Here is a 23,820-nt window from a genome sequence, read left to right as displayed (position 1 = left end):
TTTCTCGTCCTCGATGCGTAAGTTCTAAATGTGTTAGCATAAAAAGAGTGAGCGACTTAATGAATTTAATCTTATGACTCTAGCAAAGGAACAAACTACTGATAGCAGTAGCAACAGCGGTTTATCGAATTTCCGCATCACTGTCGAACGTCTGCTCGAACTTTTAGATTTAGAACAAGACGATGAGTACGGGATTTTGAGACCGACTGAGTATGCTTTGAGAACAGCGATGAAATTGATTGTAGAAACCTATGATATTTTGGGTGATAATTTTCCTAAAGCATCCACTGGTACAGACGATCTAGGTAGTATCAGACTTGCTTGGCAAAATGTAAATGCCGATCGGAGAGTACGCTTGTTCTGCCCGCATAATGCTGATGAGAAAGCTTACATTTATCATCAAAAGAGTGAGGAGTATGGCTCGGAAGATATTACTTCAGCAGCAACCTTAGCCCATTGGCTAGAGTGGTTTAATAAGGTATAACCGATAAATATTCTCGGAGGGAATCAGATGTAGTCATAAATATCTAAGGATTCATTACAGTGGCAAGTAAAATACCAGGTAGCTCATATATTTCTTGTAAAACACTCTTAGAAGTGTTAAAACGTGTGCTATAATATTTATTATTCGTAGACAGAGTTTATCCCCTCTGCTCTCCGAATGAGGCGTTGCTGATTCACGGTATGAATTAACTTTTCGCTTGAAGTTACAAAACTCACCATCAAGCGGGCTTATAGCAATGGAGAAATCTTGAATTCATACCTGTATTCAGCAACGCCCTCCGAATGATATCTTATAACAAACGAATTATGACTACAAACTATCCATTCGATTCTTTAGCTGACAGTGCTATTGTCTATAGAGCTTTACTCGGCAAACACTGGATTGACGAAGCAAACTTAGTTCTATCTTTCGCTTATTTACTGCGAACCAATGAAGCGGATTTATCGGTGAGAATTGCCAGTGTTTGTTCCCCCGAACAATGTGCAGCAAAGTTCAAAAATTGTTACGGAGTTGCTAGTCTGCAAGTAGGACAAATTCGTGAATTAGGCTTAGATGCAGTACCTGATTCAGCATCCCACGCTCTGATTGTCGGCTTACCTCACGTGAAAGATGACCGAGACAAAGCTGAAAGATGGGCCGATTTGTTAGCAGAGAGATCGAGCATCGTATGGCAACCTTCGCAAACATAGCTTAGCAAGTGGTCTGCTCAAATCCGGGTTAAAAACCCCTGATAATACTGGGCGGTTTCAAGCGCCCAGTATTTCTTTGGCGAGCGCCTCCACCACTGGTACACAAACCGAATTCCCAATTTGCTTGTAACTTTCCCCCGCACTTGGATAACTTTTAAAATTTTCAGGAAAACCCATAAGACGGTAACATTCCTTCAGCGTCAACTTTCTCACCATATCTTGCTCAGGAATGTAGATAAAAAACCTGCCCGATGTTTCTTGCGAAGGAATTGTCGGATGCACTCCATCTACCGAATAAATGCGATTAGGCTGTCTGTGAACCCTCGATAAATGTTCTGTATTTGGCCTCACGCCAGTTTTCCAAGTACCTTTATTTCTGTAACCTACAAACAAAAGTCCCGAATCTTGCTTTCTCGGATAATCAATTAAAGTATACTCGGATTTATCCACTATTTCAAAAGCCCCTGTCTTGTCTAGAAATTCCCTGAGTTTTGGAGTCACCTGGGTTTTAAGCCGAGAAAAATTGAATGGTTTACCTTTAGTCGCAATAATAAATATTCTTTCACGATGTTGAGGAATTCCAAAGTCTTTAGCATTCAGCATTTTGTAATTCACGCTGTATCCCAAATCTTCAAGACTGGCAATAATTACTTTTAAGGTATTTCCCTTGTCGTGATGGATTAAGTGCTTGACATTTTCGAGAACGATAACTTTAGGCTGCTTGATTTTGATAATTTTACAAATCTCGAAAAACAGTGTGCCTCTAGTATCTTCAAAACCCAGCTTTTTGCCGCAGATGCTAAAAGGTTGGCACGGAAACCCGGCGACTAAAATATCAAAGTCTTCTAACTCGACGGGATTAATTTTACTGATATCTCCCAAAGGAACCTCACCGAAATTTTCAGTGTAAACTTGTCGGCATTTGCTGTTAATTTCGCAGGAAAAAACGCATTTAAAGCCAATTTTTTCAAACCCTTGTCTGAAACCTCCAATTCCTGAAAACAAATCTATAAATTTCATTCTGGCTCAGCTTTAACACAAACAAATCATCTATACAATAATAACCAATTTTGCATCATAGATAAGTGAGCAACGCCTAAAAAAACAGAATGATCAGATCCCCGACTTCTTGAAGAAGTCGGGGTTCTAACAGCGATCGCGTCTTAAGTTTACTCATCAATTTATCTGTCGAGTCCGATCGACTGTAGCATAGGAGAGATCGGCAAATTGCAGGAATTGTCGATCGCCAAAAATTTCCCCCGCATTCAACCAACCAATGTCCCAAACTTGTCCCGCAGCCGACTAAACTAGAAATAGCAGCAAAAATTACAGCTATTGTTTACTTTCTTTCACCAACCATGAGTCAAACCTTGGAAAACCTCACCGCAATTGATGACAAGCTATCCAAACGCCACATCGACCTCGATCCGGGCGGCTACTTCATCATCTATCTCGATCGCGAAACCAGCTTAATTTGTGCCAAACATTTCACCAACATCATCGACGATCGAGGCCTCGCCGTCGATCCCGAAACTGGCAAACCCATCCCCGCCCGTGGCAAAGTAGAACGCACCCAATCCACACTTTTTACCGGCCGAACCGCCAAAGAACTTTGTGTCAAAATCCTAGAAGAAACCCGCCCCTGTCCGGTGACAATGTTAGATCACGCGGCTTATCTGGGACGGGAATTTTTACGGGCAGAAATCGCATTGTTGAGCGATCGAGAATACGTTCAAGATTAGTGCAGCCCTGCCTTAATTTCTTGACAAAACGGCAACCGATCGAATTTATCCGCACCCGATCACGAAAAACCTTGATACCAGAAATAAGTCACCATCGGAATCACTGTCGCCAACACCAACAGCACAACCACAACAACTGTGGCATTGCCTTGGTCTGTTTCTTCAGCTTTTTTAAACGTGCCTTCAACTTGAATGTTGTCAACAACTTCAGGAGGACCCGGATCGGGTTCGCCCGACAAAACAGTTGCAATGCGCGTACTTGCAGCCGCAAATGCCTCGTTGTATTTATTGGCTTCCCGCAGCGGCACTTGCACGGTTTCCCCAGCTACACTCTGGGCAATTTCATCGGGTAGCAGGGATTTCACCCCTTCCCCCGTCCGAATTGCCGCGCTGTTGGTAACAGTGTCGAGAACGAGTAAAATTTGATTAGTCTGGTCTTCTTTTGCGGGAAACCACTGTTCAAACAGTTGGTCGGTGAAAGTGGCAGTCGTTTCGCCGTAGTCTAAGCGGTGGATGGTGACAAACCTGACTTGTTTCCCTGTTTTGTTTTCCAGGTTGTCGAGCACGCTGCTGATATTGCTTTCGCTGCTGCGGCTGAGCACGTCGCCTTTGTCGAACACCCAAGTTCGATCGCCCGCCGACAACACGGGCATTTCGTAAACGCCAGTCGCCAATGCCGGCAATACTGCCATCTGGGATGCGATTAGGGCGATCGCGATCGTCGCCGCCAAAGGTTGGAGATATTTTCTCCAGTTAAATAATTGCTTCAGGAGTCGGGTCATGAGGTTAACCGTAAAACTGACTTTTTTCCAAAAATACTATAGAAACCCCCGTAAAATTCATTTTATGCAGGGCAATATTTACAATTAGCTAGCCACTGGAACTCCCCGCCCTATTATTTTAGGATTCTAACTATGGAACCAGCAGACACTTATAAAGGTTGGATTATTCAATCCCAGAAAGTCTTCTACGTCGAGGTTTGGGATAGTCGCGGCAACCGCCACGTCGCCGTCCAAAATGCCAAGACTGAGGAGGAAGCTTTGGAATTGGCCAAAAAGTGGATAGACAAATATGAGTCAAAACCCGGAAGAATGCCGATCGACGTACCCCATCCTTTCGGAGACATGATCGATATGCCATTTTAACTCAGTTGACTGTTGACTGTTGACTGTTAACAGTTAACATTACAGCTTGTCGGCTGCTCTACTAGAGACAAAACCTCTTCAAATCGAGCAATTATTGCAACTGACGCAGCCAAAGACTATGCCAGTTGCGTCCCGGACGGCATTTGTCATGAGATAAAATTACGAAATTCCTCGCAATTTCCGCGTATTTTCTACCAAACTCCGAGCAAATTCGTCGAACCTTTCAGACAGTTTTTCATCCAACAATTTACCATCTGGACTAAAAGCTTTCCAAGCTTGTCCGATCGCAATTTGTTCGGGAATTACCCAAGCGTGCACCCATCTCAAAATCACGCGCAAATCGTTGAGTGCGTTGTTGTTAACTTGCCCTCCCAAAACGCTAATCCCACCCGCAACTTTCCCGTCCAAATGCTCAAAACTCATCAAATCCAGGGCATTCTTGAGAGCACCGCTGATGCTACCGTGATACTCCGGCGTTGCCAAAATCAAGGCGTCGGCTTGCTTAACCGCATTCTGCAGCTTTTCCACATCGGGGTAATCGATATAATCATTCTCACCATTGCAGAATGGCAGATTGAGCGATCGCAAATCGAATATTTCAATTTCCGCGCCCAGGGCTTGCGCCCGTTCTGCTGCCACCTTCAATGCTAACTGGCTGTAGGAGCCAGCCCGCAAACTTCCACCAATGCCGACAATTTTTACCATAAAGCTTAAAAACAAAAACCGATTTACTAAAGCGTACTCATTACGAGTATGATTAACATAGCAAGTTCGATCGGCAACTGTCAAGTAAAGTTTCCGATGTAGAAAATAGAAGGAAGAACACAAGGTTATGGGTAGGAGGGGTGAGTGCTCGCCCGGTAAGGGAAAACAGACTCGGATCGTTTACAAGCCGCTATTTTGAGGGGCCTCTTAAGATGCCCGCGAGAGATAAACCCGTCCAACACCCGCCATCTTGTTAAAATAAATGAACGTAGCAAACCAAAAGCGGTCAATCTTGGCAGTCTTCAACATTGGGCAAAGCAATATGAAAAATTCTTGGAAACACGCATGGCTGGGGCATCTAGCTGTAAACAAAGACAAGTCGAGCCAGAATCCTAAAAAATCAATTCCAGGACGGAATCTTTGGCGCATCCTGGGCAGTTTGGTGATTTCTCAAGGAATATTGCTCTCGACCCCGGTGTTTGCCGACAGCGCGCCAAACACCATGAGTTACAGCCAACTGATCGACAACATAGAAAAAGGGCAAATCAGTAAAATCGAAGTAGACGAAACTCAAAAAACTGCCAAGGTTAGGCTAAAAAATCAAAAAAGCGATCAGACCCAATCAGTTAGTCTGTTCGACTACAACAACCGAGAACTGTACTCGCAAATCCGCGCCAAAAAGATTGACTTTGAAGTCAAACAAACAGCCGACAACGCCGCCGCAGTCAGTTTAGTAGTAAACTTGCTAGTGATTTTTGCAGTGTTGGCAGTGTTGATGGCAATCCTGCGCCGATCGACCCAATCTCAAGGAAATGCCATGAACTTCGGCAAATCCAGAGCTCGTTTCCAAATGGAAGCTAAAACCGGCGTGATGTTCGACGACGTAGCAGGCATCGAAGAAGCTAAAGAAGAACTGCAAGAAGTCGTAACCTTCCTCAAAAAACCCGAACGCTTCAACGCCATCGGCGCCAAAATTCCCAGAGGAGTTCTGTTAATCGGGCCTCCAGGAACCGGCAAAACAATGCTGGCAAAAGCCATCGCAGGCGAAGCAGCCGTCCCCTTCTTCAGCATCTCCGGTTCCGAATTTGTCGAAATGTTTGTCGGAGTTGGCGCCTCCCGCGTCCGCGACTTGTTCCGCAAAGCTAAAGAAAATTCGCCCTGCATCGTCTTCATCGACGAAATAGACGCCGTAGGAAGGCAGCGCGGCGCTGGTATCGGCGGCGGCAACGACGAACGCGAACAAACTCTCAACCAGTTGCTCACAGAAATGGACGGCTTTGAGGGTAACAGCGGCGTGATTGTGATTGCAGCTACTAACCGGCCCGACGTGCTCGATACCGCCCTGCTGCGGCCCGGCAGGTTCGATCGCCAAGTAACGGTAGATTTACCCAGTTACAAAGGGCGTTTGGGGATTTTGCAAGTTCACGCGCGCAACAAAAAACTCGACCCAGAAGTTGCCCTAGACACGATCGCCCGCCGCACTCCCGGCTTTTCCGGCGCCGACTTGGCAAACTTGCTCAACGAAGCAGCTATTCTCACAGCGAGGCGTCGCAAAGACACGATTACTAACTTAGAAGTTCACGACGCGATCGACCGGATCACGATCGGGCTTACCCTCAACCCGCTGCTGGACAGCAAGAAAAAGTGGATGACAGCATACCACGAAGTCGGACACGCCCTAGTCGCGACCATGCTCAAAAATGCTGACCCGGTGGAAAAAGTAACGATTATTCCCCGTTCCGGCGGCATCGAAGGCTTTACTAGCTTTGTACTCGACGACGAAATGCTCGACAGCGAAGGTTTAAGGAGTCGGGCTTTGCTGTTAAACCGAATTAAAGTAGCTTTGGGGGGACGAGCGGCGGAGGCCGAAATTTATGGCGATGCTGAAATCGACACCGGTGCCGGTAGCGATCTCAGAAAAGTTAGCAGTCTCGCGAGGGAGATGGTAACGCTTTACGGAATGTCGGATTTGGGGCCTGTGGCTTTGGAAAGTCCGAACAATGAGGTGTTTTTGGGCCAGAACTGGAATTCGCGATCCGAGTATTCCGAAGACATGGCAATCAAGATCGATCGCCATGTCCGGGAAATTGCCTGTGAGTGCTACGAAGAAGCTCGCCGGATTATCCGCGAAAACCGAGCTTTGGTAGACAAACTTGTTGAAGCGCTGTTGGATGAAGAAACGATCGACGGCGACGAATTCCGCCAAATTGTCGAGCGGTACACCCAGTTGACCAAAAAAGAGTTGGCACCAACGTAAAGAGTCATTAGTCATTGGTCATTAGTCATTAGTTATTCAAGTTTGTAGTGAGGACTTTATTCCTCATTCTCCAAAAAATAAGGACTTTAGTCCTTACTACAAACCCAAAAAAATGACTTTTAACTAATTACTAATGACTACTATAGCAATCCTTGCAGGAGTCGTAAATTTTTACCCCACCCCAACCCTCCCCTTACGAAGGGGAGGGAGTAAGAAATTAACAAATGATGCGAGGATTGCTATCACTACTAACTAATGAGAAATTAAGATTGTTGCGCGTACATTTCCCGAAGTACCAAAGCCGGGTCTACCCAGCGGCCGCCGTACTTCAATCCCCAGTGCAAGTGAGGCCCACTCGTGCGGCCCGTCATCCCAACTCTGGCAATTCTCGCACCCGCAGGCACTGTTTGACCTTGCCAAATTTGCACGGTACCTTCGCTATCGGTATAATAACGCCCGCCGTTAGCTGTTAGCACTCGGCCTCTGAGGTGACAGTAGATGTGTTCCCAATTTCCCGATCGCACCACCATACCAGTGCCGCATCGGCCATCTTCCCAAACTTCCACAATTTGCCCGCCCCACCAATTGCGGATATAGCTGCCTTCCGGGGCGGCCAAGTCCAAACCGTAATGAAAATCCCCGCCACGGGGGCCGAAGGCGGAAGTGTATGTTTCAAAGTTTTCGACTGGAAAAGAAGCTTCTTGCCACAAATTACCCGTCGCTACTCTGTTTGGTAAGCCTGACTGAGCTTTGACCACCTGCTGCTGCAAATAAGGGCTGATCAAAACAATGCCGATCGAAAGTGCCAGCAGCAGCATCTGTCTGAGACGAAAAAAGCGTTTTGCCGTCAGCGGGCCTCTAGAGTTTTGCAGGATTTTTTTCACGGCTCAAAGTTAAATGTGTGTGCGAGTGTGCGTTGTCTGTTAGGCTCACATCTTGCACCAATGTCAATAAAGCTTTCAGGGTCGGGCTTTCCGGCCTACCCCACAAAAAAATCATTCTTTGTGGGGTGGGCCGGAGAGCCCGTTTCTGAGGTGCAAGATGGTAAGTTATGCCAATTCGCTGCAAGATTGGCTTTGAGCTCTACCCGCGATCGCGAATCAGTTTAATAACAACGTGTATCTTACTCCATCCAAAACCCGTGTCAAGGCTTCCGGGAAAATGCCCAGGGGTGATAAAAAAAAATTGGCCGAGGAATTGCTGCTGCGGTTGAATTCGATCGAGCTTTTGCTTGACACTATAGTTAAGTTCGGAGATTTTGGATAACATCCAAAATCTCAAATTCATCACAAACATCAAGCAATGCTTACTGAAATTTTTCCCTTTAGTTTTTCCATAGACGCAACTGCGATCGCCGGTGCGTCCTTGTGGTCTTTGGCCCTGTACTGGGGCCTGTCGCCCCTGACAGAATGGGTAATCCTGCAACTCAACCGCTGGATGAATTTTGCCGAGAGATCCCTCTACACCTCGGAAGCCGAGTTTGAAAGAACCCGCCAAGCGAGAGAAGCTCAAAATGCCTTTTACGCTTCGCTGTTGAGCATTGTGCCCTTTTTGATTGCGGGCGGATTGTGCAATTGGGGCGTAGAATTTTCTCTGGGTACTGGTTGGGCGGTATCTATGGGTACGATCGCCTGTATTGGCGGCGGCGTTTACGAACTCGGCCGCCGAGACGCTCAATCTTAGGGGATTTTAGATTTTGGATTTTGGATTTTGGATTGCTGAAGATATTCGGGGATTCGCAGGGTTCTAGAATGGACGATCGTCTCAAATCCAAAACTCAAAATCTAAAATAGACGAGCAATTACATAAATCTTTGATAGGGCCGGTCAACCGCAGATGTAAGGCAAATAAACACAGATAAACGCAGATAATTTTAAGAATAGTTATTGTAGGGTGCGTCAGTTGTACAATCTTCGCTAAATACAGATCGTATTGTTGCTGACGCACCCTACGGCCTCAGATTCACTAATTATGTAGGGCACGCACTGCTCACCTTACGTCTGATTTGGGGATAAATCAAATGAAATACCAACCAGAACCAATATCATTAAATCAAGCCCGCGCCGCCTTCCAAAAAATCTGGGGATACGACGACTTTCGACCACCCCAAGGAGAAATCGTCGGTAGTTTATTAGCCGGAAAAGATACAATTATAATTATGCCGACAGGTGGTGGCAAATCAATCTGCTTTCAACTGCCAGCTTTGTTGCAAACAGGCTTAACTTTGGTAGTTTCGCCGTTAGTCGCACTGATGGAAAATCAAGTGCAAGAATTGCGCGATCGCAATCTTCCTGCTTCCCTCCTCCACAGTCAATTGCCAACAGCGCAGCGCCGACAAACTATGCAATCGCTGCAACAAAACAAATTAAGATTGCTGTACCTGTCTCCCGAAACGTTACTCAGCAAACCTGTTTGGGAAATTATCAGTCAGCCGCACATCCAAATCAACGGTTTAATATTAGATGAAGCTCACTGTTTAGTGCAGTGGGGTGATACTTTTCGACCAGCTTACCGCCGTTTGGGAACAGTGCGGCCGGCTTTGTTGAAAGCTAAACCAGCAAACAGTAAAATTGCGATCGCCGCTTTCACCGCTACCGCCAACCCGGAAGCACAGCAGACAATCAAAAATGTATTGCAACTGCAAAAACCAGAAGCCTTTTTGCTAAGTCCCTACCGTTCTAACCTGCACCTGCAAGTGCAGACTGTCTGGACGCCGAGAGGACGCAAGCAGCAATTATTAAATTTTATCAAAGAGCGACAAAAACAAGCAGGTTTAGTCTATGTCCGCACCAGAAAAGATAGCGAAAACTTGGCGGATTTGTTGGACGCAGCAGGTTATGAAACAGCAGCATATCATGCAGGTTTGAGTCCAGAATCACGACGAAAAATAGAAACAGCTTGGCTGAACAATGAGCTTAAATTCGTGACTTGTACGTCAGCATTCGGGATGGGAATTAACAAGCCAGATGTCCGGTGGGTTGTTCACTTTCAAGCACCTTTGCTATTATCGGAATACATTCAGGAAATTGGTAGAGGCGGACGCGACGGCAAATCGGCGATCGCCCTGACATTGATTAGCGAACCGACGGGTTTGCTTTATCCTGAAGATAAACAAAGAAAGGAATTTTTTCAAGATAAATTGCGATCGCAATACAGAGAAGCTCAGCAATTAGCCAAAAAACTGCCAGTTAAAGGCGATATAGAAGCAGTTTCCCGCGAATTTCCCGAAAGCGATCTCGCCCTTTCAATCTTGCACAGCAGCGGACAATTAACATGGCAAGATCCTTTTAATTATGCGATCGATAAATCTCCACAGCAAAAAGCGGAAAAATTAAATTTTACCGCAGCGGAAGAAATGGCCAAATATCTCAAACATCGCGAGTGCAGGTGGCAATTTTTGCTGCAAGCTTTTGGGTTTGCTAAGGAAGCTACATCAATGCGCTGCGGCCACTGCGATAATTGTCGATAGAAAAGACGATTATACTCAAACGACTTAACCACTCCCATCCAAGAAACCGGGTTTTTTACCGAATCTGCAGACCCAAAGGAAGTATTACTGTGAAAAAACCGGGGTTGGGACTTACTGGTGCGATCGCGAACGAACTCACAGATGTTATGATGAAGATATTTGCTTTACACACTTGGCAAAAAATAGTAAAAAGTAAGTCAGGAACCTCAGCCTAAAGGCATGAGGCTTGAAAGAGAAATCTAACAAGCCATCCTGCCCAGCCTAAGTCTTAACTGACTACGTTTTTTGAGTCACGACACCGGGCGGATGCGAAGCTAGTCCCCTGCTCTGTCGCTAGTAGTTAAACAACTTTAAGGTCACTGAAGTAGTGCTGCTAGCCTAACAAGCTCAGAAAACCTTGGCGAAGCTAACTTTACCCCAGAAATGGGAGTTTGAGGCAACCATACCTCATCGGAGGGGCAACCATACCCCTCCACCCCGCGAGGGGATTTAAATTAATGTAAAGCCGTGCTTTTAGCACGGGGTTTCTACCCATTTTTCTGATGATAGAAACAGACACTGCGGCACAGATTTACACAGTAGAAAATACAGAGGAATTCGATCGCAGTAATGTCAATCAGCGATTAGATATTTGGCTGTCAAACCAGATACCGGACTTATCCCGATCGCGAATCCAAACCCTCATATCACAAGGCAACGTCAAAGTCAACGACGAAACCTGCACCTCGAAAAAAATATCAGTAAAAACGGGCGATCGCATCCAAATTATCCTACCTGAAATCCAAGCCACAAACTTGCAGCCCGAAGCAATTCCCCTCGACATTCTCTACGAAGACGACAGCCTAATTATCATCAACAAACCAGCCGGATTAGTTGTCCACCCGGCCGCCGGACACCAAGACGGTACATTAGTCAACGCTCTGTTAGCGCACTGTCCCCTAGCAGAAATAGGCGGAGTTCAGCGGCCGGGAATCGTACACAGATTAGACAAAGATACAACGGGTGCGATCGCGATCGCCAAAACCGACATAGCCCACCAACACCTCCAAGCCCAACTCAAAACCAAAACCGCCCGCCGCGAATATTTAGGCATAGTTTACGGTGCTCCCAACAGCGAAACAGGCACAATAGACCTACCCATCGGGCGGCATCCCACAGACCGCAAAAAAATGGCAGTAGTACCAGTAGAAAAAGGCGGTCGCCCCGCAGTTACTCACTGGAAAATCAAAGAAAAAATCGGCAACTATTGCTTAATGCACTATCAATTAGAAACCGGTCGCACTCATCAAATTCGCGTGCATACAGCCGAAATAAAACATCCCATTGTCGGCGACCCGATGTACAGTTCCAACCGTTCTATCGGCGTCAATTTAACAGGACAAGCCCTCCACGCATGGCGGCTGACATTGCAGCATCCCGTAACAGGAGAATTAATAGAGGCGATCGCACCTTTGCCCGATCAATTCAACACCCTGCTAAAAATATTGCGGTTGCGGGCTAATATTTGATAATTGGTATAGCAGTCACCAAAGCTTTTAGGGCAAGTCGCCATCAGGCGTTGAGAATTTTATCTACCTTGATTGCTTTGTTCAACATTCCCTCCAGGATATTGTTTCTACCTTAACTTTTTTAATAGCACAAGTATCACTTAGATGCTAGTGCAAGTCTGGGATGTTACTGGTCTGTGCAAATTTGTTGATGTCAAACATATCAAGGTAGCGGTTTGTCTCATTTCTCCCACTCTTATCTACTTTTATAGGAGCGATCGAGTTCTTGCAACCCTGACACCAGATTGCCCAGTTCCATGACGTAAGCACCCCTAATCTTCTGTGTGTTGCTAAAACTCACCTTGGCATCGCTAAATACAACTACTGGAGTGACCTTGGTTAACTTCTTAGCTTTTTTGATAGCCGTGACTTCTTTGGCAATCTGTGCCAGAAAGTCTTTCTCAAAATCTCTCAATTTCCCGTAAGATAGACGCTTGAGCACATCCCCATCCAACAGAACTACGGTTGAGTGAGACTTCACATCAAGGATAAAATTGACTCCTTTAGGCGATCGCAGCCACACATCGATATCGCCTACTTCCGGCAATCTTAAATTGTACTCAGCTATCCATCCAGATTGGATTAGGGACTCCAAAACTTGCTGAATCTTTTCTTCACCACAGGCCCCTTGGTCAAATCTCTGAGACGACTTCCAAAACGTTTTCCCGTCCTCAATGAACGGAAGGGCGATTAATGCCCCTATCACAATAGCTGCGACCAAAAATAAAGGAGCAAAAGGTGCTACCGCGTATACCAGCAGTGGCAACAACACTAGCCCTGTCGCGGCACCGTACCTGTATAAGGCTTTAGTACGAAGCTGTTTAGCATGGCGGCGCAATGGTTTTCCAGCATCTTCGTTATATTGCGGCTGCATAAATGCACCTATGCACTTAGAGTTGACAATGAGAAAAGGTCGAATTATTTTTCTTCCTTCTTCCCTCTTCCTTCTTCCTTCTTTCTTCTTCCCTCTTCCTTCTTCCTTCTTCCGACGGACATCGGACTGACATCCGTTACATCCGTTACATCCGTTACACAATCCGTTGCCGAACTTCCTTCTTCCTTCTTCCTTCTTCCTAATGACAAAAAATTATGAGTCCCGAGTTTTGGATTCCAAGTTTAGTAAAAAACTCAAACCTCAAAACTCAAGACTCAAAACTCTCTCAGCCTAAAAGCCGATCGATTCAGTCGATCGCCCCACACAAATAATTGCATCAGGGCAGCATCAATTACCGGCGACGGGGAACCATCGAGTCGATATTGATATTAGCCAGAGGCACGCGCGGCGGCGGAGTAGTAGGAATGGGCATATTGCGCGCCATACCCAAATAGTTCGACGGATCGCCAGCCTTCGCCTGCTGTTCTTGAGGAACAAAACGGCGGACACTTGTCTGCCAGATGATTTGCGGGAAGCCAAGCTGCGAACGGTGGTATTCGCTGTAGCGGGGCGTCTTCAAATTGAAAGGAGTGTCCCCTCCAACTCGCTGAGGCAAAATTCGGCGCTGCTGGTAAGGTATTGTGTCATAGCCGAACTTTTCGAGGTACTCTTCGCTATTGACCAACTCGTCAATAAAGCCTTGAGGCCCCTTATTGGCTACTACGATCGACCAAGCAATCTTTTCGCGCTCGCTGTAAACATCCCGGCCCAAAATGCGCTGCACGCACATTTCCACAAACCGATAGTTGCTGTTAGTTTGGTAATTCCGCTCTAGGAAAGGAGAAGAAGTCGCCAAACCGCGAATAAAGTCCCGCACAGTAATTTGGCCGAACTTAAGTTGCGACTCCAAAGACTTTTGGCGGTTGCTCTTGAGGATTTGGTGTTCGCTGTAAATCTGGCGATATCCAGCCCAAATCAAATTGTCCATGTCTCCAGGCGAGAGCACATTTTCAGTTGTGAAAATTCTCGGCTGCTCGTCGCCCCCCACTTCAAAACCAGCAACGCGCTGGTTTTGGCTCTTGGGGCCGTAGCTTAATAAAGGTAGCGCCACGTTAAAATCTCCGTTATCTCAAATTTCAGAAATAGTTGACACCGTGAGCTGCCAGCATAACGGATACAACTAACCAACATACAGATTAGGGGATTCCCGCAATCTAAATCTGATTTTCCTGAATTTTTGCAACAATCTGTAACATTTGTTGACTTTGGGGAAGGAAGAGGGGAGAAGGAAGAAGGAAGAAGGAAGAGGGAAGAAGGAAGAGGGAAGAGGGAAGAAGGAAGAAGGAAGAGGGGGGAGGGAAGAGGGGGGAGGGAAGAGGGGGGAGGGAAGTTATGCAGAAAGAAGGCTCGTTCCCCGGAAGCGGGCAGGAACGTCGCTCGGCGAGGCTCTGCCTCGTCAAACAGGAGGCAAACGACTCCCGCCAAGCATTCCCAGGCAAGCTGGGGGAACGAGCTTAAGAGCTGGGCAACGAGCTTACAAATTACCAGCCCAGAGCCGAATAAAACTCGCTGGCGGCCACTTGAGCTGCTGCGGGTTCTGATGTTGCATCCGAGTCTGGTTGCACCCGAATTTCGGTACAAAAAGTCGATGTGCTGAAACCGCCAAAGCGTTTTACGCTACTCGTCCGCATCCGCACGTTCGGATTAGCAAACCAGAAACGCTCGATCGAACTCATCGTCTCGTATTCCGTAATCAGCAGCAGCCCATCCTCGTCATCCATCTCAAAACGGCCAGCCACCGGCACAATTTCCGCATAGCCTCGTTCCCGCAACATCAAACCCTGCCGGGGATTTTCAGGATCGGGGACGATCGCGAACACCGTAGACCCTTTATGATTCTCATCATCCTTATCCCACGCCATCGAGCCGTGCCAGGTTACAAAGGCCCCCCCTGCAGCCCGGCTCGGATCGACTTCGTGCATCTTGCAAATCTCCGCCACTCGCGCGTCATCTGCCGCCAGGGCTGTTACCTGAATATTTGAATCCCCAATCTCCGCTTGACGAAAAGCGAGATGGTGAGTGCTGCGCTGAGAACGCCACTCCCCAGCACTGCTTTGAAAAAACTCCATGGCATCCATACGAACTAGCTCCTTTGGCTTAGGCTTCCCTGTCTTTACGCCTTTTTATGATAAAGCTCCCCCCACTTAGATGTACTTTTGCTACACAAATTAGTCTCAAAATGTCTACTTTGGACATATTGTCAAGGGAATGTTATGATAGTTTACAATGTAGGAGACACAACAAATCCTGCGAAACGTCATTCCGATCAATTTCGCATCAATCTCAGCAAACTGGAGGAGCGATTTATGGATATGCCTACAACCAGCCTCAGCATGGAACAGCAGTTCAAACTTCAAGTGCTGCGCGAAGAAGTCAAAAGGTTAAGCCAAGACCAAGCTCAGGAATACTTGCTCGAAGTTATGCGGCAAAACATGGTCAAAGAAAACCTGTTCAAGTATTGGATGAAGAAAATGTGAACTCTTCGAGCATTTCTTCACAAAAATCAGTGGCTTGTATCTGCAAAAAGTGCGATCGAGCTTTTAATCATAAAATCCAAAATCCCGCTTTCTCCAAGAAAGCGGGATTCTAAATTCACAAAAGCTTTACGGGGTTTTTTTTGTCGCTACCAGACTCAGCAAATTAAATATTTTTAATCTCTTAGAAAGGGACTTTGTTTGTGTAGCGATAGCTTAAAACCTGTCGCGGAATCAACCAAAACGGCCACTCACATAATCCAAAGTAGACTCTTCTTTCGGACTTTGGAAGATTACCTCAGTCTTGTCACACTCCACAAGATAGCCAAACCGCTTCCCATCGTCAGAAAGTTTAGCATTGAAAAAAGCAGTCAGGTCAGAAACCCGAGAAGCCTGCTGCATATTGTGAGTAACGATCACAATCGTATACTTCTCCTTGAGTTCCCGCATCAACTCCTCAATCTTAATCGTAGAAATCGGGTCAAGAGAAGCGCAAGGTTCATCCATTAACACTACATCAGGATTAATCGCGATCGCCCTAGCAATACACAAACGCTGCTGCTGGCCACCCGAAAGAGAAAAACCGCTTTGCTTCAACTTATCCTTCACCTCATCCCACAAATAAGCTTGGCTGAGCGATTTTTCCACCAGCTCATCCATATCCCCCTTATAATTGTTGACCCTCGCACCGTAAGCAATGTTGTCATAAATCGACTTGGGGAAAGGATTCGGCTTTTGAAACACCATCCCAATCTTGCGGCGCACCTCCACAGCATCAATATCAGGATCGTAAAGATTTTGACCCTGGTAATCAATTCTACCCTCTAAACGAAAACCGCTAACTAAATCGTTGAGGCGGTTAAAACATCGCAGAATTGTACTTTTACCGCAGCCCGACGGCCCAATCAAGGCAGTAATGCGATTTTTAGGAATCTCCATTGAAACATTTTTAACCGCGTGAAAACCGCCGTAAAAAATATTGATATTTTCTGTCCGTAAAACTGTTTCCGCTTGCTTGTCTAAATCCATCATCATACAGCTAACTATCCAATCGAATTTTACAAAATAAGGAGAAGATGAGAGTGCGAAAGTTGGAGATGGGGAAAATCTTCCTTCTTCCTTCTTCCTTCTTTTTACCCGTTCGCCAAGTCGAAGGCTCTTCTTCCTTCAATACACTCAATACACTTTTTTGTGAGTAGCCCAGCGAGAAAGAATACTCGTCAGCAAAACCATCATCACCAAAATCAAAGATGCCGCCCAAGCCAATTCTTTCTGTGCCTTAAAAGGAACCGTTGCAAAGTTGTACACCAAAACCGAAAGACTCGGAGTTGGCTTATCAAATCCTCCCGGCCAAAAAGGCGAATTCAGCGCCGTGAAAATCAAAGGAGCAGTTTCTCCAGCAGCGCGAGCAATTGCCAGCGTCACACCCGTTAAAATAGCCGGAATTGCCGCAGGCAAAACCACCTGCAAAACCGTCTGATAATTAGAAGCACCCACACCAACCGACGCCCATCTAATATCTTGCGGGACGATTTGTAGAGCTTCGTCAGTAGTCCGCACAATCGTGGGCAACATCAGCACGGCCAGCGCCGCGCCCCCTGCAATTGCCGAAAAACCTCCCATATTTACCACGAACAAACCGTAGGCAAATACCCCGGCAATAATCGAAGGAACGCCGCTGAGGACATTAGTCGCAAAGCGCACCCAGCGAGCGATTGAGCCTTTGCTAAATTCCGACAAATAAACGGCTGCCAATACACCAAAAGGAACAGCAATTAAAGAAGCAATTCCTACCGTCATCAATGTACCGAGAATTGCATTAGCAATACCGCCTCCCGATAGCCCGGGCGGGGGTGGCAGCTTGGTAAACAAGTCTAAATTCAGGCGATTGAAACCTTGTACGGTGACGTAGGAAAGCACTGCAAACAAAGGCAAAAGACTAATTGCTAAACAGGCTCCTGCTAGTACCGTCATCGCGATATTGAACAGCGATTGCGGACTGCCTTTAACCTTCTTCAAGCTGCCGGGATTCGAGGCAAAAGGATTGCGCTCTTCCGATGAGAGATTTGACATAAATCAACAATGTATGGGAATTTGCGGCAAACTTTTAGTTATACTTCGCTCTGACTTGAGAAACAATCCACTCTGCCAAAATATTAACAATCAGTGTCAGAATAAACAGAATTAGCCCCGTGTACATCAGAGCTGCTACTTGCAACCCGGAGGCTTCCGCAAACTGATTGGCCATCAAAGAAGCAATAGTATTTGCCGGAGCTAGCACTGAAAGACTTAACTGATTGGAATTGCCAATTAACAGAGTTGCAGCCATTGTTTCTCCCATGGCGCGACCAAGCCCGAGCATAATTCCGCCGACAATGCCGGAAAAAGCCGCTGGTACGAGCACTCTAAAAATTGTTGTCCAGCGAGTAGCTCCTAAACCTAAAGATGCTTGCCGCAATTCGGGCGGGAGACTTGCCAAAGAGTCACGGGAGATAGCAGTAATAATGGGCAAAGTCATGATTCCCAAAATTACTCCGGCTGGTAACATTCCCGGGCCCACAGGCGGAGTGCTAAAAATCGGCAGCCATCCGAAGTTACTGTTGAGAAACTTTCCGATGCTGCTAATAATGGGAATCAATACAGCAATTCCCCACAAACCGTAGACTACGCTGGGAATGGCAGCTAAAAGTTCTACTAAAAAAACCAAAGCTGTACGCACTGGCAGCGGCAAAAAATCTTCACTCAAGAAGATTGCAGTCCCTACTCCTAATGGTACAGCAATTAGGAGCGCGATCGCCGAACTGACGATCGTCCCGTAAATCATCGGCAGCGCGCCGTACTCTTCTTTAACCGGATTCCAGCTACTGCCAAATAGAAAGCCCAAACCGTACTGTTGAATCGCAGGTAAAGCCCTATAAGCAACGGTGAGCGCGATTACCAGCAAAATTACCCCAACTCCTATTCCCAAAATCCGAGTCAGCCAGATAAAGCCTTGGTCTAAGGATTTTTCTGCCCCAGAGCGCGATCTGCTCTCTGATTGAGTCCTCTGATTATCTGAAATCATAGAAAAAAAAACCAAATATATAGTAGCGGAAAATAGCCTGTTTCAGAAAAAGCTAGAAGGAAGGAGAAACAAAGACCATAAATCAAATCACATAGGGGCGGGTTGATTCATCCCCTAACTTTTCAACAAATATTTCTGGTAAAACCCGCCCCTTGTATTTTGAAAGAGGTAGATGGCGATTTGCCGGCCAAGCGGGGGCGGGTTTATCAGATTATTGATTTTAGGCAATTATGCTTGGTGAAACCCGCCCCTACACAGATGCACCGATTGTTACATAGAAGAGGGGCGGATTTATTAATCCCCTGACTTTTTAACAAATATTTCTGGTAAAGCCCGCCCCACAGAAATATCTCTCTTCGTTCTTCCTGGTTTTTACCCGCACGCGCAATGCCGAAGGGCTTTTTTCCCTCTGACAACGGACAACAGTCAACAGTCAACAGTCAACACTTACTATTGGGCAACCTCAATCTTGTAATCTGCGCTGATGCCGTCAGCGGCCGCGGCTACTTTTTCTTTAACGTTTTGGGGCAGAGGAACGTAGCCCAATTCGGAACTAACTTTTTGACCTTCAGTTAAGCCGTATTCAACCATCGCCTCGATTGCTTTAGCTTTGTTGGGGTCAGCAACTGTTTTGGGTACGAGCATCCAAGTGTAGGTGACAATTGGATAGGATTGAGCGCCTTCGGGGTCTTCGATAAATGCTCGCAGGTTTTCCGGCAGCGGCACAGTTGCTAAAGCTTGAGAAGCTGACTCGTCGGTAGGTACTACAAATGTGCCTGCTTTGTTTTCCAAAGATGCAAATTTGAGATTGTTGTTTTTGGCGTAGCCGTATTCTACGTAGCCGATGCTGCCGACGGTTTGCAGGACTTGGGCTGTGACGCCTTCGTTGCCTTTTGCACCGAGAAAAGTACCAGTTGTGGGCCACTGTACGGTTTTGCCGTCGCCTACTGAACTTTTCCAGTCGGGGCTGATGGTACTCAGGTGTTTGGTGAAGACGGCGGTGGTACCGCTGCCGTCGGAACGGTGGACAACTGTGATGGCTTGGTCTGCTGGCAATTTAGCGCCCGGGTTTGCCGCTGCAATTTTGGGGTCGTTCCAGTTGGTAATTTTACCGGCGAAGATATCTGCGTAAACATCCCGTGGCAGTTTCAATGGTTCGGTTAAGTCTGGTAAATTGTAGCCCATGACGATACTGCCGGCTGTCATGGGCAGCAAGATGACGCCTTTGTCTGCTGGAACTTTGGCGATTTCGTCGTCTTTCATGGCGGTGTCGCTGGCCCCAAAGTCTACTGTGCCTTTGGTAAATTGTTCGACTCCGGCGCCGCTGCCTACTGATTGATAGTTAATTTGTACTTTGGGGTTGATTTTGTTGAAGTCTTGAAACCAACGCTGGTACAGAGGGGCGGGGAATGAGGCGCCGGCTGCGGTGATGGCTACGTCTGAGGCTAGGGCGAGTTTGGTGTTTGCTGCTGTGCCGGTAGCTGCAACGGGTGATGCTGCGGTGTCGCCGGGGCTAGGGCTGCTGCTCGTGGTTGTGGTCTCGCCGCCGCAAGCTGCTACACTCAGGGCGATCGCCATAGCGGAAATTGCAGTAGTCAAACGGTTTGGATTAATCAAGTTGAGACGAAAAAGCATAGGTATAAAAAATCTGCGATCGTTATATGGGTGTCCCGCATCAGCATAGCGCGCAAAAGTAAAGGTTAGGTTAAGAATCTTTACACTTAATGGCAAATTAATATTAATTAATATTATGAATGTTATTTATGAGCTTGACGATTGTGGATTTATAAGATATAGGCCGCGAAATAGCTACGGAAACAAGCAGTCGATCGCCCGATCGCGGAAAAGTCCTCATTAAATTATCACAAGATCCAGGCTTGAGAACCAGAAAACCATACAATGGTGGTTATTTTGACAGTAGTGCTAGTATTAAGAATTTAAAAGCTGCAGGCATTGAAGCTTGCATCTGACAAATACATTCTGACGAATGCTGTTTGATGATATAGCAACCGCCCTGACGGTTAGGACGTTCTTAATTGCACAAACATAAACGGTCGATTGCAACTTCGGTCTTCCTTCTTTCTTCTGCTATAATGCCTGCTCCTATTGAACTAATCTGGGCTGTTATTGGTTTGCTCCTGACGATAGGAGGCACTTTTTTGCCTGCATCTGTCACAATTCCGATTGGGTTGTGGGACGATCGAGGACTTCAGGCCTACTCTTTAGGTGTTACCTATCAAATTGGAGCCGTCTTGCTAGTAGGCTGCATGGGGGGGAAAAATGCTGCGGCTCTCTCGCAAATTGCCTATTTGGCATTAGGATTAACTTTGTGGCCAGTTTTTTCTCAAGGCGGCGGCATCGGCTATCTCAAAGAAGCGAGTTTTGGGTATTTGCTGGGTTTTGTGCCTGGTGCTTGGGTGTGCGGCTGGGTGGCTTTTAAGGTGGCTTCGCGGCTGGAATCTATGGCTTTTAGCTGTTTGTGCGGTTTGTTCACTGTTCACGCGATCGGCTTAATTTATCTAATTTTTACTTACTGGCTGCCTCCGGCAAAAAAAACACCTTTATTCGATGAGATTCTTAAATATTCGGTTTATCCCCTGCCGGGACAATTGGCGGTAGTTTGTGCGATCGCAGTGCTGTCATTTACTTTGCGCCGCTTGATGTTTTATTAATTGCGAAGGAAGAAGGAAGAAGGAAGAAGGAAGAAGGAAGAAGGAAGAGGTAACGGGTAATTGTGCAAAATAAGGTTATACTATACATTGCGAAACGGGAGAGTCATCTCGCTGCGGCTCGGATTGCTTTGCTGCACTGCATTCTGCTCGCGATGACAAGTGAGATTGGAGTAAATTCTCTCATGCCCGATGCCCCCTTTTCTATTGCTTAATTCATGCGTTTTAAAAGAAATCCCTTGTTCTGGATTGCTGCGGTTATCAGTTTAGTTTTAGACCACCTGACTAAGTTTTGGGTGGTACAAAATTTTGACTTGACACTTCCTCCGCAGACGCAGCCGCTGTTACCTGGGGTGTTTCACTTCACTTATGTTGTTAATACTGGTGCCGCTTTTAGTATGTTCAGCAATGGCGGGGCGATTTGGTTGCGCTGGCTGTCTTTGGGCGTTAGTGTGGGATTGATGGTGCTGGCTTGGTTCGGGCCGCGAATTAACCGCTGGGAACAAGCTGGCTACGGTTTGATTTTGGGGGGAGCACTGGGGAATGGGATCGATCGATTTGTTTCTGGCCACGTTGTAGATTTTATTGATTTTCGGCTGATTCGGTTCCCAGTATTTAATCTGGCGGATGTGTTTATTAATGCTGGAATTATCTGTTTGCTGATTGCAACTTTTCACAGTGCACCGCCTACTCCGACTACTCCGAGAACTCAGGACGATCGCAATTCTATTTCAGAGTAACTTTGAAGAAGCAAGAAGGAAGTTCGCCAACGGATTGGCATTATTGGGATGTCACGGATGTAACAGCTAACTAACGGTAGGGTGCGTCAAGGGGGAGATTCTTAGTTTGTGGTCGCCACATTCAACCCTGACGCACCCTACAATGACTTTGGTAATGGCTTAAAATGAGATAAGAACAGACCTATTGTTAAAACTAAATTTGCCCGTGACTCCTAATCCCTTTGCTCAAGAACGCTTACTATTTGCCCCCGCAACGCCCGATACTGATGCTATCCCGACTATTTTTGCTTTTCCCAACGAGTACACGGTGGGTATTACCAGTCTCGGCTATCAGATAGTGTGGGCAACTTTGGCTGTGCGATCGGATATTGAAGTGGGCCGTTTATTTACTGATATCCGGGAACAACTTCCCCGAAATCCAGAATTACTGGGATTTTCGCTTTCTTGGGAACTAGACTATGTAAATATTCTCAATTTATTGGAATCTCTAGAAATTCCGATTTGGGCGTCAAAACGAACTGATAATCATCCGATCGTCTTCGGCGGTGGCCCGGTTTTTACTGCTAATCCCGAACCTTTTGCCGATTTTTTTGATGTGATTTTGCTGGGGGATGGCGAACATCTCATTGACAATTTTATTGATGCTTGTAAAGAAGTCCGTAAAGCAGACAGATTAACTAAATTGCGGCATTTAGCTCAAGTTCCGGGAGTTTACGTTCCCAGTTTGTACGACGTAACTTATCTGGATGCGGCTGAGGGTATTAAATCGATTCAGCCTGTCGATTCGGGAATTCCCAGTATGGTTGAAAAACAGACTTATCGCGGCAATACTTTATCTGCTTCCACTGTGGTGACAGAAAAAGCGGCTTGGGAAAATATTTACATGGTGGAAGTGGTTCGGAGTTGTCCAGAAATGTGCCGTTTTTGTTTGGCAAGTTATCTGACTTTGCCGTTTAGAACTGCGAGTTTGGAGGCTTCGCTAATTCCGGCGATCGATCGCGGTTTAGCTGTAACTAATCGTTTGGGTTTGTTGGGCGCTTCTGTCACTCAGCACCCGGAATTTGAAGCGTTGCTGGATCATTTGAATCATCCGAAATACGACGGCGTGCGGCTGAGTCTTTCTTCCGTACGGACGAACACGGTGACAGTTAAGCTAGCAGAAATATTGACTAACAGAGACAGCAAATCGGTGACAATTGCGGTGGAAAGCGGGAGCGATCGCCTCCGCAAAATCGTTAACAAAAAACTCACCAATGACGAAATTATCCAAGCTGCTATCAATGCTAAGGCTGGCGGCTTAAAGGGAATTAAACTTTACGGGATGGCGGGAATTCCCGGCGAAGAAATGGAGGATTTAGAGGAGACGGTGGCGATGATGCGGGCGATTAGAAAAGCCGCTCCCGGTTTGCGGTTGACTCTGGGATGCAGCACTTTTGTCCCGAAATCTCACACTCCTTTTCAGTGGTTTGGAGTGAATAAAGATGCGGAGAAGAGGCTGAAGTTTTTAGATAAAGAATTGCGTAAGTTAGGTTTAGAATTTAGACCTGAAAGCTATAACTGGTCAGTGATTCAGGGTTTGTTGTCAAAGGGCGATCGGCGGTTGTCTCGGCTGTTGGAATTAGTGCGACATTACGGCGATACTTTGGGCAGTTATCGGCGGGCATTTAAGGAGTTGCGGGGACAGTTGCCCGAGATGGATTTTTATGTTTTTCAAGAGTGGGAATTGGATCGGGTTTTGCCTTGGAGTCATTTAAAAGGGCCGCTACCGGAAGCGACTTTGAAGAAGCATTTGGCTGAGGCGATGAGTCATTTTAGGACGAAGGATTTGCAGTTGACGACCTAGGAAATAGCGGGATGCAAAAGATTAAAACTCACGGTTG

At 46.5% G+C, this 23,820-nt stretch carries 25 protein-coding genes; 12 read left to right on the top strand and 13 right to left on the bottom strand.

Going from position 1 to position 23,820, the window contains the following annotated elements; translation table 11 throughout:
- Positions 1-73 precede the first annotated feature (73 nt).
- Both QUA71_RS03515 and QUA71_RS03510 read left to right on the top strand, forming a co-directional pair.
- Positions 74-484, top strand: coding sequence for a hypothetical protein (locus QUA71_RS03515; protein ID WP_333282199.1), 411 nt, complete (start codon positions 74-76; stop codon positions 482-484).
- A 326-nt stretch (positions 485-810) separates the two neighbouring features.
- Positions 811-1,194, top strand: a complete 384-nt coding sequence (locus QUA71_RS03510; protein ID WP_333282196.1) for a hypothetical protein — start codon at positions 811-813, stop codon at positions 1,192-1,194.
- A 57-nt stretch (positions 1,195-1,251) separates the two neighbouring features.
- Here QUA71_RS03510 and QUA71_RS03505 read toward each other — a convergent pair whose 3' ends face one another.
- The gene (locus QUA71_RS03505; RefSeq protein ID WP_333282193.1) at positions 1,252-2,214 is read right to left on the bottom strand and encodes a DNA (cytosine-5-)-methyltransferase; all 963 of its coding nucleotides are present in this window, start codon (positions 2,212-2,214) and stop codon (positions 1,252-1,254) included.
- A gap of 338 nt (positions 2,215-2,552) precedes the next feature.
- Here QUA71_RS03505 and QUA71_RS03500 point away from each other — a divergent pair, with 338 nt between their 5' ends.
- Entirely contained in the window at positions 2,553-2,936 is a 384-nt protein-coding gene (locus tag QUA71_RS03500; RefSeq protein ID WP_190657611.1) for a DUF4346 domain-containing protein, read from the top strand.
- A gap of 59 nt (positions 2,937-2,995) precedes the next feature.
- Here the strand turns inward: QUA71_RS03500 and psb32 are convergent, their stop codons facing one another.
- A complete protein-coding gene (psb32, locus tag QUA71_RS03495) occupies positions 2,996-3,718 on the bottom strand; it encodes a photosystem II repair protein Psb32 (RefSeq protein WP_333282188.1) in 723 nt (240 codons plus the stop codon).
- A gap of 132 nt (positions 3,719-3,850) precedes the next feature.
- Between psb32 and QUA71_RS03490 the strand changes: the two genes are divergently transcribed.
- Positions 3,851-4,081 carry a hypothetical protein gene (locus QUA71_RS03490; protein ID WP_006635545.1) on the top strand — a complete coding sequence of 77 codons (231 nt, stop codon included), beginning with the start codon at positions 3,851-3,853 and terminating at the stop codon, positions 4,079-4,081.
- A gap of 159 nt (positions 4,082-4,240) precedes the next feature.
- Here QUA71_RS03490 and QUA71_RS03485 read toward each other — a convergent pair whose 3' ends face one another.
- On the bottom strand, positions 4,241-4,786 hold the full coding sequence (locus QUA71_RS03485; protein WP_190734354.1) for an NADPH-dependent FMN reductase: 546 nt from the start codon (positions 4,784-4,786) through the stop codon (positions 4,241-4,243).
- Between the two features lie 322 nt (positions 4,787-5,108).
- Between QUA71_RS03485 and ftsH the strand changes: the two genes are divergently transcribed.
- Positions 5,109-7,043: an ATP-dependent zinc metalloprotease FtsH gene (ftsH, locus tag QUA71_RS03480; protein ID WP_333282186.1), complete on the top strand. Its 1,935-nt coding sequence runs from the start codon at positions 5,109-5,111 to the stop codon at positions 7,041-7,043.
- 263 nt (positions 7,044-7,306) lie between these two features.
- On the opposite strand, the gene QUA71_RS03475 is transcribed toward ftsH, so the two are convergent.
- Together QUA71_RS03475 and QUA71_RS03470 are read right to left on the bottom strand one after the other, a co-directional pair.
- Positions 7,307-7,927: a M23 family metallopeptidase gene (locus tag QUA71_RS03475; RefSeq protein WP_445243744.1), complete on the bottom strand. Its 621-nt coding sequence runs from the start codon at positions 7,925-7,927 to the stop codon at positions 7,307-7,309.
- Between the two features lie 199 nt (positions 7,928-8,126).
- Complete coding sequence (locus tag QUA71_RS03470; RefSeq protein ID WP_333217386.1) at positions 8,127-8,312, bottom strand: hypothetical protein; 186 nt, start codon at positions 8,310-8,312, stop codon at positions 8,127-8,129.
- A gap of 33 nt (positions 8,313-8,345) precedes the next feature.
- On the opposite strand from QUA71_RS03470, the gene QUA71_RS03465 reads away from it, so the two are divergent.
- The 3 genes from QUA71_RS03465 to QUA71_RS03455 all read left to right on the top strand — a co-directional run bounded on the left by QUA71_RS03465 (position 8,346) and on the right by QUA71_RS03455 (position 12,020).
- Positions 8,346-8,726, top strand: a complete 381-nt coding sequence (locus QUA71_RS03465; protein WP_333282182.1) for a hypothetical protein — start codon at positions 8,346-8,348, stop codon at positions 8,724-8,726.
- Positions 8,727-9,063: 337 nt separating this feature from the next.
- Positions 9,064-10,512 (top strand): RecQ family ATP-dependent DNA helicase, encoded by a 1,449-nt coding sequence (locus tag QUA71_RS03460; RefSeq protein WP_333282179.1) that lies wholly within the window; start codon positions 9,064-9,066, stop codon positions 10,510-10,512.
- 542 nt (positions 10,513-11,054) lie between these two features.
- Positions 11,055-12,020, top strand: a complete 966-nt coding sequence (locus QUA71_RS03455; RefSeq protein WP_006635538.1) for an RluA family pseudouridine synthase — start codon at positions 11,055-11,057, stop codon at positions 12,018-12,020.
- Positions 12,021-12,255: 235 nt separating this feature from the next.
- On the opposite strand, the gene QUA71_RS03450 is transcribed toward QUA71_RS03455, so the two are convergent.
- The 4 genes from QUA71_RS03450 to QUA71_RS03435 form a co-directional block, all read right to left on the bottom strand.
- Positions 12,256-12,933 carry an NERD domain-containing protein gene (locus QUA71_RS03450; protein ID WP_333282176.1) on the bottom strand — a complete coding sequence of 226 codons (678 nt, stop codon included), beginning with the start codon at positions 12,931-12,933 and terminating at the stop codon, positions 12,256-12,258.
- A gap of 44 nt (positions 12,934-12,977) precedes the next feature.
- Positions 12,978-13,142 (bottom strand): hypothetical protein, encoded by a 165-nt coding sequence (locus QUA71_RS03445; protein WP_333282173.1) that lies wholly within the window; start codon positions 13,140-13,142, stop codon positions 12,978-12,980.
- A 143-nt stretch (positions 13,143-13,285) separates the two neighbouring features.
- A complete protein-coding gene (locus QUA71_RS03440) occupies positions 13,286-14,044 on the bottom strand; it encodes a phycobilisome rod-core linker polypeptide (protein WP_333282171.1) in 759 nt (252 codons plus the stop codon).
- A 430-nt stretch (positions 14,045-14,474) separates the two neighbouring features.
- Positions 14,475-15,071 (bottom strand): phycobiliprotein lyase, encoded by a 597-nt coding sequence (locus tag QUA71_RS03435; protein WP_006635535.1) that lies wholly within the window; start codon positions 15,069-15,071, stop codon positions 14,475-14,477.
- 135 nt (positions 15,072-15,206) lie between these two features.
- Between QUA71_RS03435 and QUA71_RS29190 the strand changes: the two genes are divergently transcribed.
- Positions 15,207-15,470, top strand: a complete 264-nt coding sequence (locus QUA71_RS29190; protein ID WP_006635534.1) for an NblA/ycf18 family protein — start codon at positions 15,207-15,209, stop codon at positions 15,468-15,470.
- Between the two features lie 231 nt (positions 15,471-15,701).
- Here the strand turns inward: QUA71_RS29190 and pstB are convergent, their stop codons facing one another.
- From pstB to pstS, 4 genes are all read right to left on the bottom strand, one after another.
- Positions 15,702-16,502 carry a phosphate ABC transporter ATP-binding protein PstB gene (gene pstB, locus QUA71_RS03425; protein ID WP_190657593.1) on the bottom strand — a complete coding sequence of 267 codons (801 nt, stop codon included), beginning with the start codon at positions 16,500-16,502 and terminating at the stop codon, positions 15,702-15,704.
- A 141-nt stretch (positions 16,503-16,643) separates the two neighbouring features.
- A complete protein-coding gene (gene pstA / locus QUA71_RS03420) occupies positions 16,644-17,540 on the bottom strand; it encodes a phosphate ABC transporter permease PstA (RefSeq protein WP_333282166.1) in 897 nt (298 codons plus the stop codon).
- 34 nt (positions 17,541-17,574) lie between these two features.
- Positions 17,575-18,531: a phosphate ABC transporter permease subunit PstC gene (gene pstC / locus QUA71_RS03415; RefSeq protein WP_333282163.1), complete on the bottom strand. Its 957-nt coding sequence runs from the start codon at positions 18,529-18,531 to the stop codon at positions 17,575-17,577.
- A 450-nt stretch (positions 18,532-18,981) separates the two neighbouring features.
- Positions 18,982-20,166 carry a phosphate ABC transporter substrate-binding protein PstS gene (gene pstS, locus QUA71_RS03410; protein ID WP_333282160.1) on the bottom strand — a complete coding sequence of 395 codons (1,185 nt, stop codon included), beginning with the start codon at positions 20,164-20,166 and terminating at the stop codon, positions 18,982-18,984.
- Between the two features lie 458 nt (positions 20,167-20,624).
- On the opposite strand from pstS, the gene QUA71_RS03405 reads away from it, so the two are divergent.
- The 3 genes from QUA71_RS03405 to QUA71_RS03395 all read left to right on the top strand — a co-directional run bounded on the left by QUA71_RS03405 (position 20,625) and on the right by QUA71_RS03395 (position 23,783).
- On the top strand, positions 20,625-21,203 hold the full coding sequence (locus QUA71_RS03405) for a biotin transporter BioY (protein ID WP_006635529.1): 579 nt from the start codon (positions 20,625-20,627) through the stop codon (positions 21,201-21,203).
- A gap of 215 nt (positions 21,204-21,418) precedes the next feature.
- The gene (lspA, locus tag QUA71_RS03400; RefSeq protein ID WP_333282158.1) at positions 21,419-21,940 is read left to right on the top strand and encodes a signal peptidase II; all 522 of its coding nucleotides are present in this window, start codon (positions 21,419-21,421) and stop codon (positions 21,938-21,940) included.
- Between the two features lie 205 nt (positions 21,941-22,145).
- Positions 22,146-23,783, top strand: coding sequence for a radical SAM protein (locus tag QUA71_RS03395; protein ID WP_333282270.1), 1,638 nt, complete (start codon positions 22,146-22,148; stop codon positions 23,781-23,783).
- Positions 23,784-23,820 lie beyond the last annotated feature (37 nt).

The sequence above is a fragment of the Microcoleus sp. MON1_C5 genome (assembly GCF_036701875.1).
Lineage (GTDB): Bacteria > Cyanobacteriota > Cyanobacteriia > Cyanobacteriales > Microcoleaceae > Microcoleus.
Note: the sequence above shows the minus strand (reverse complement) of the source record. Positions and strands in the feature narration are given on the sequence as shown.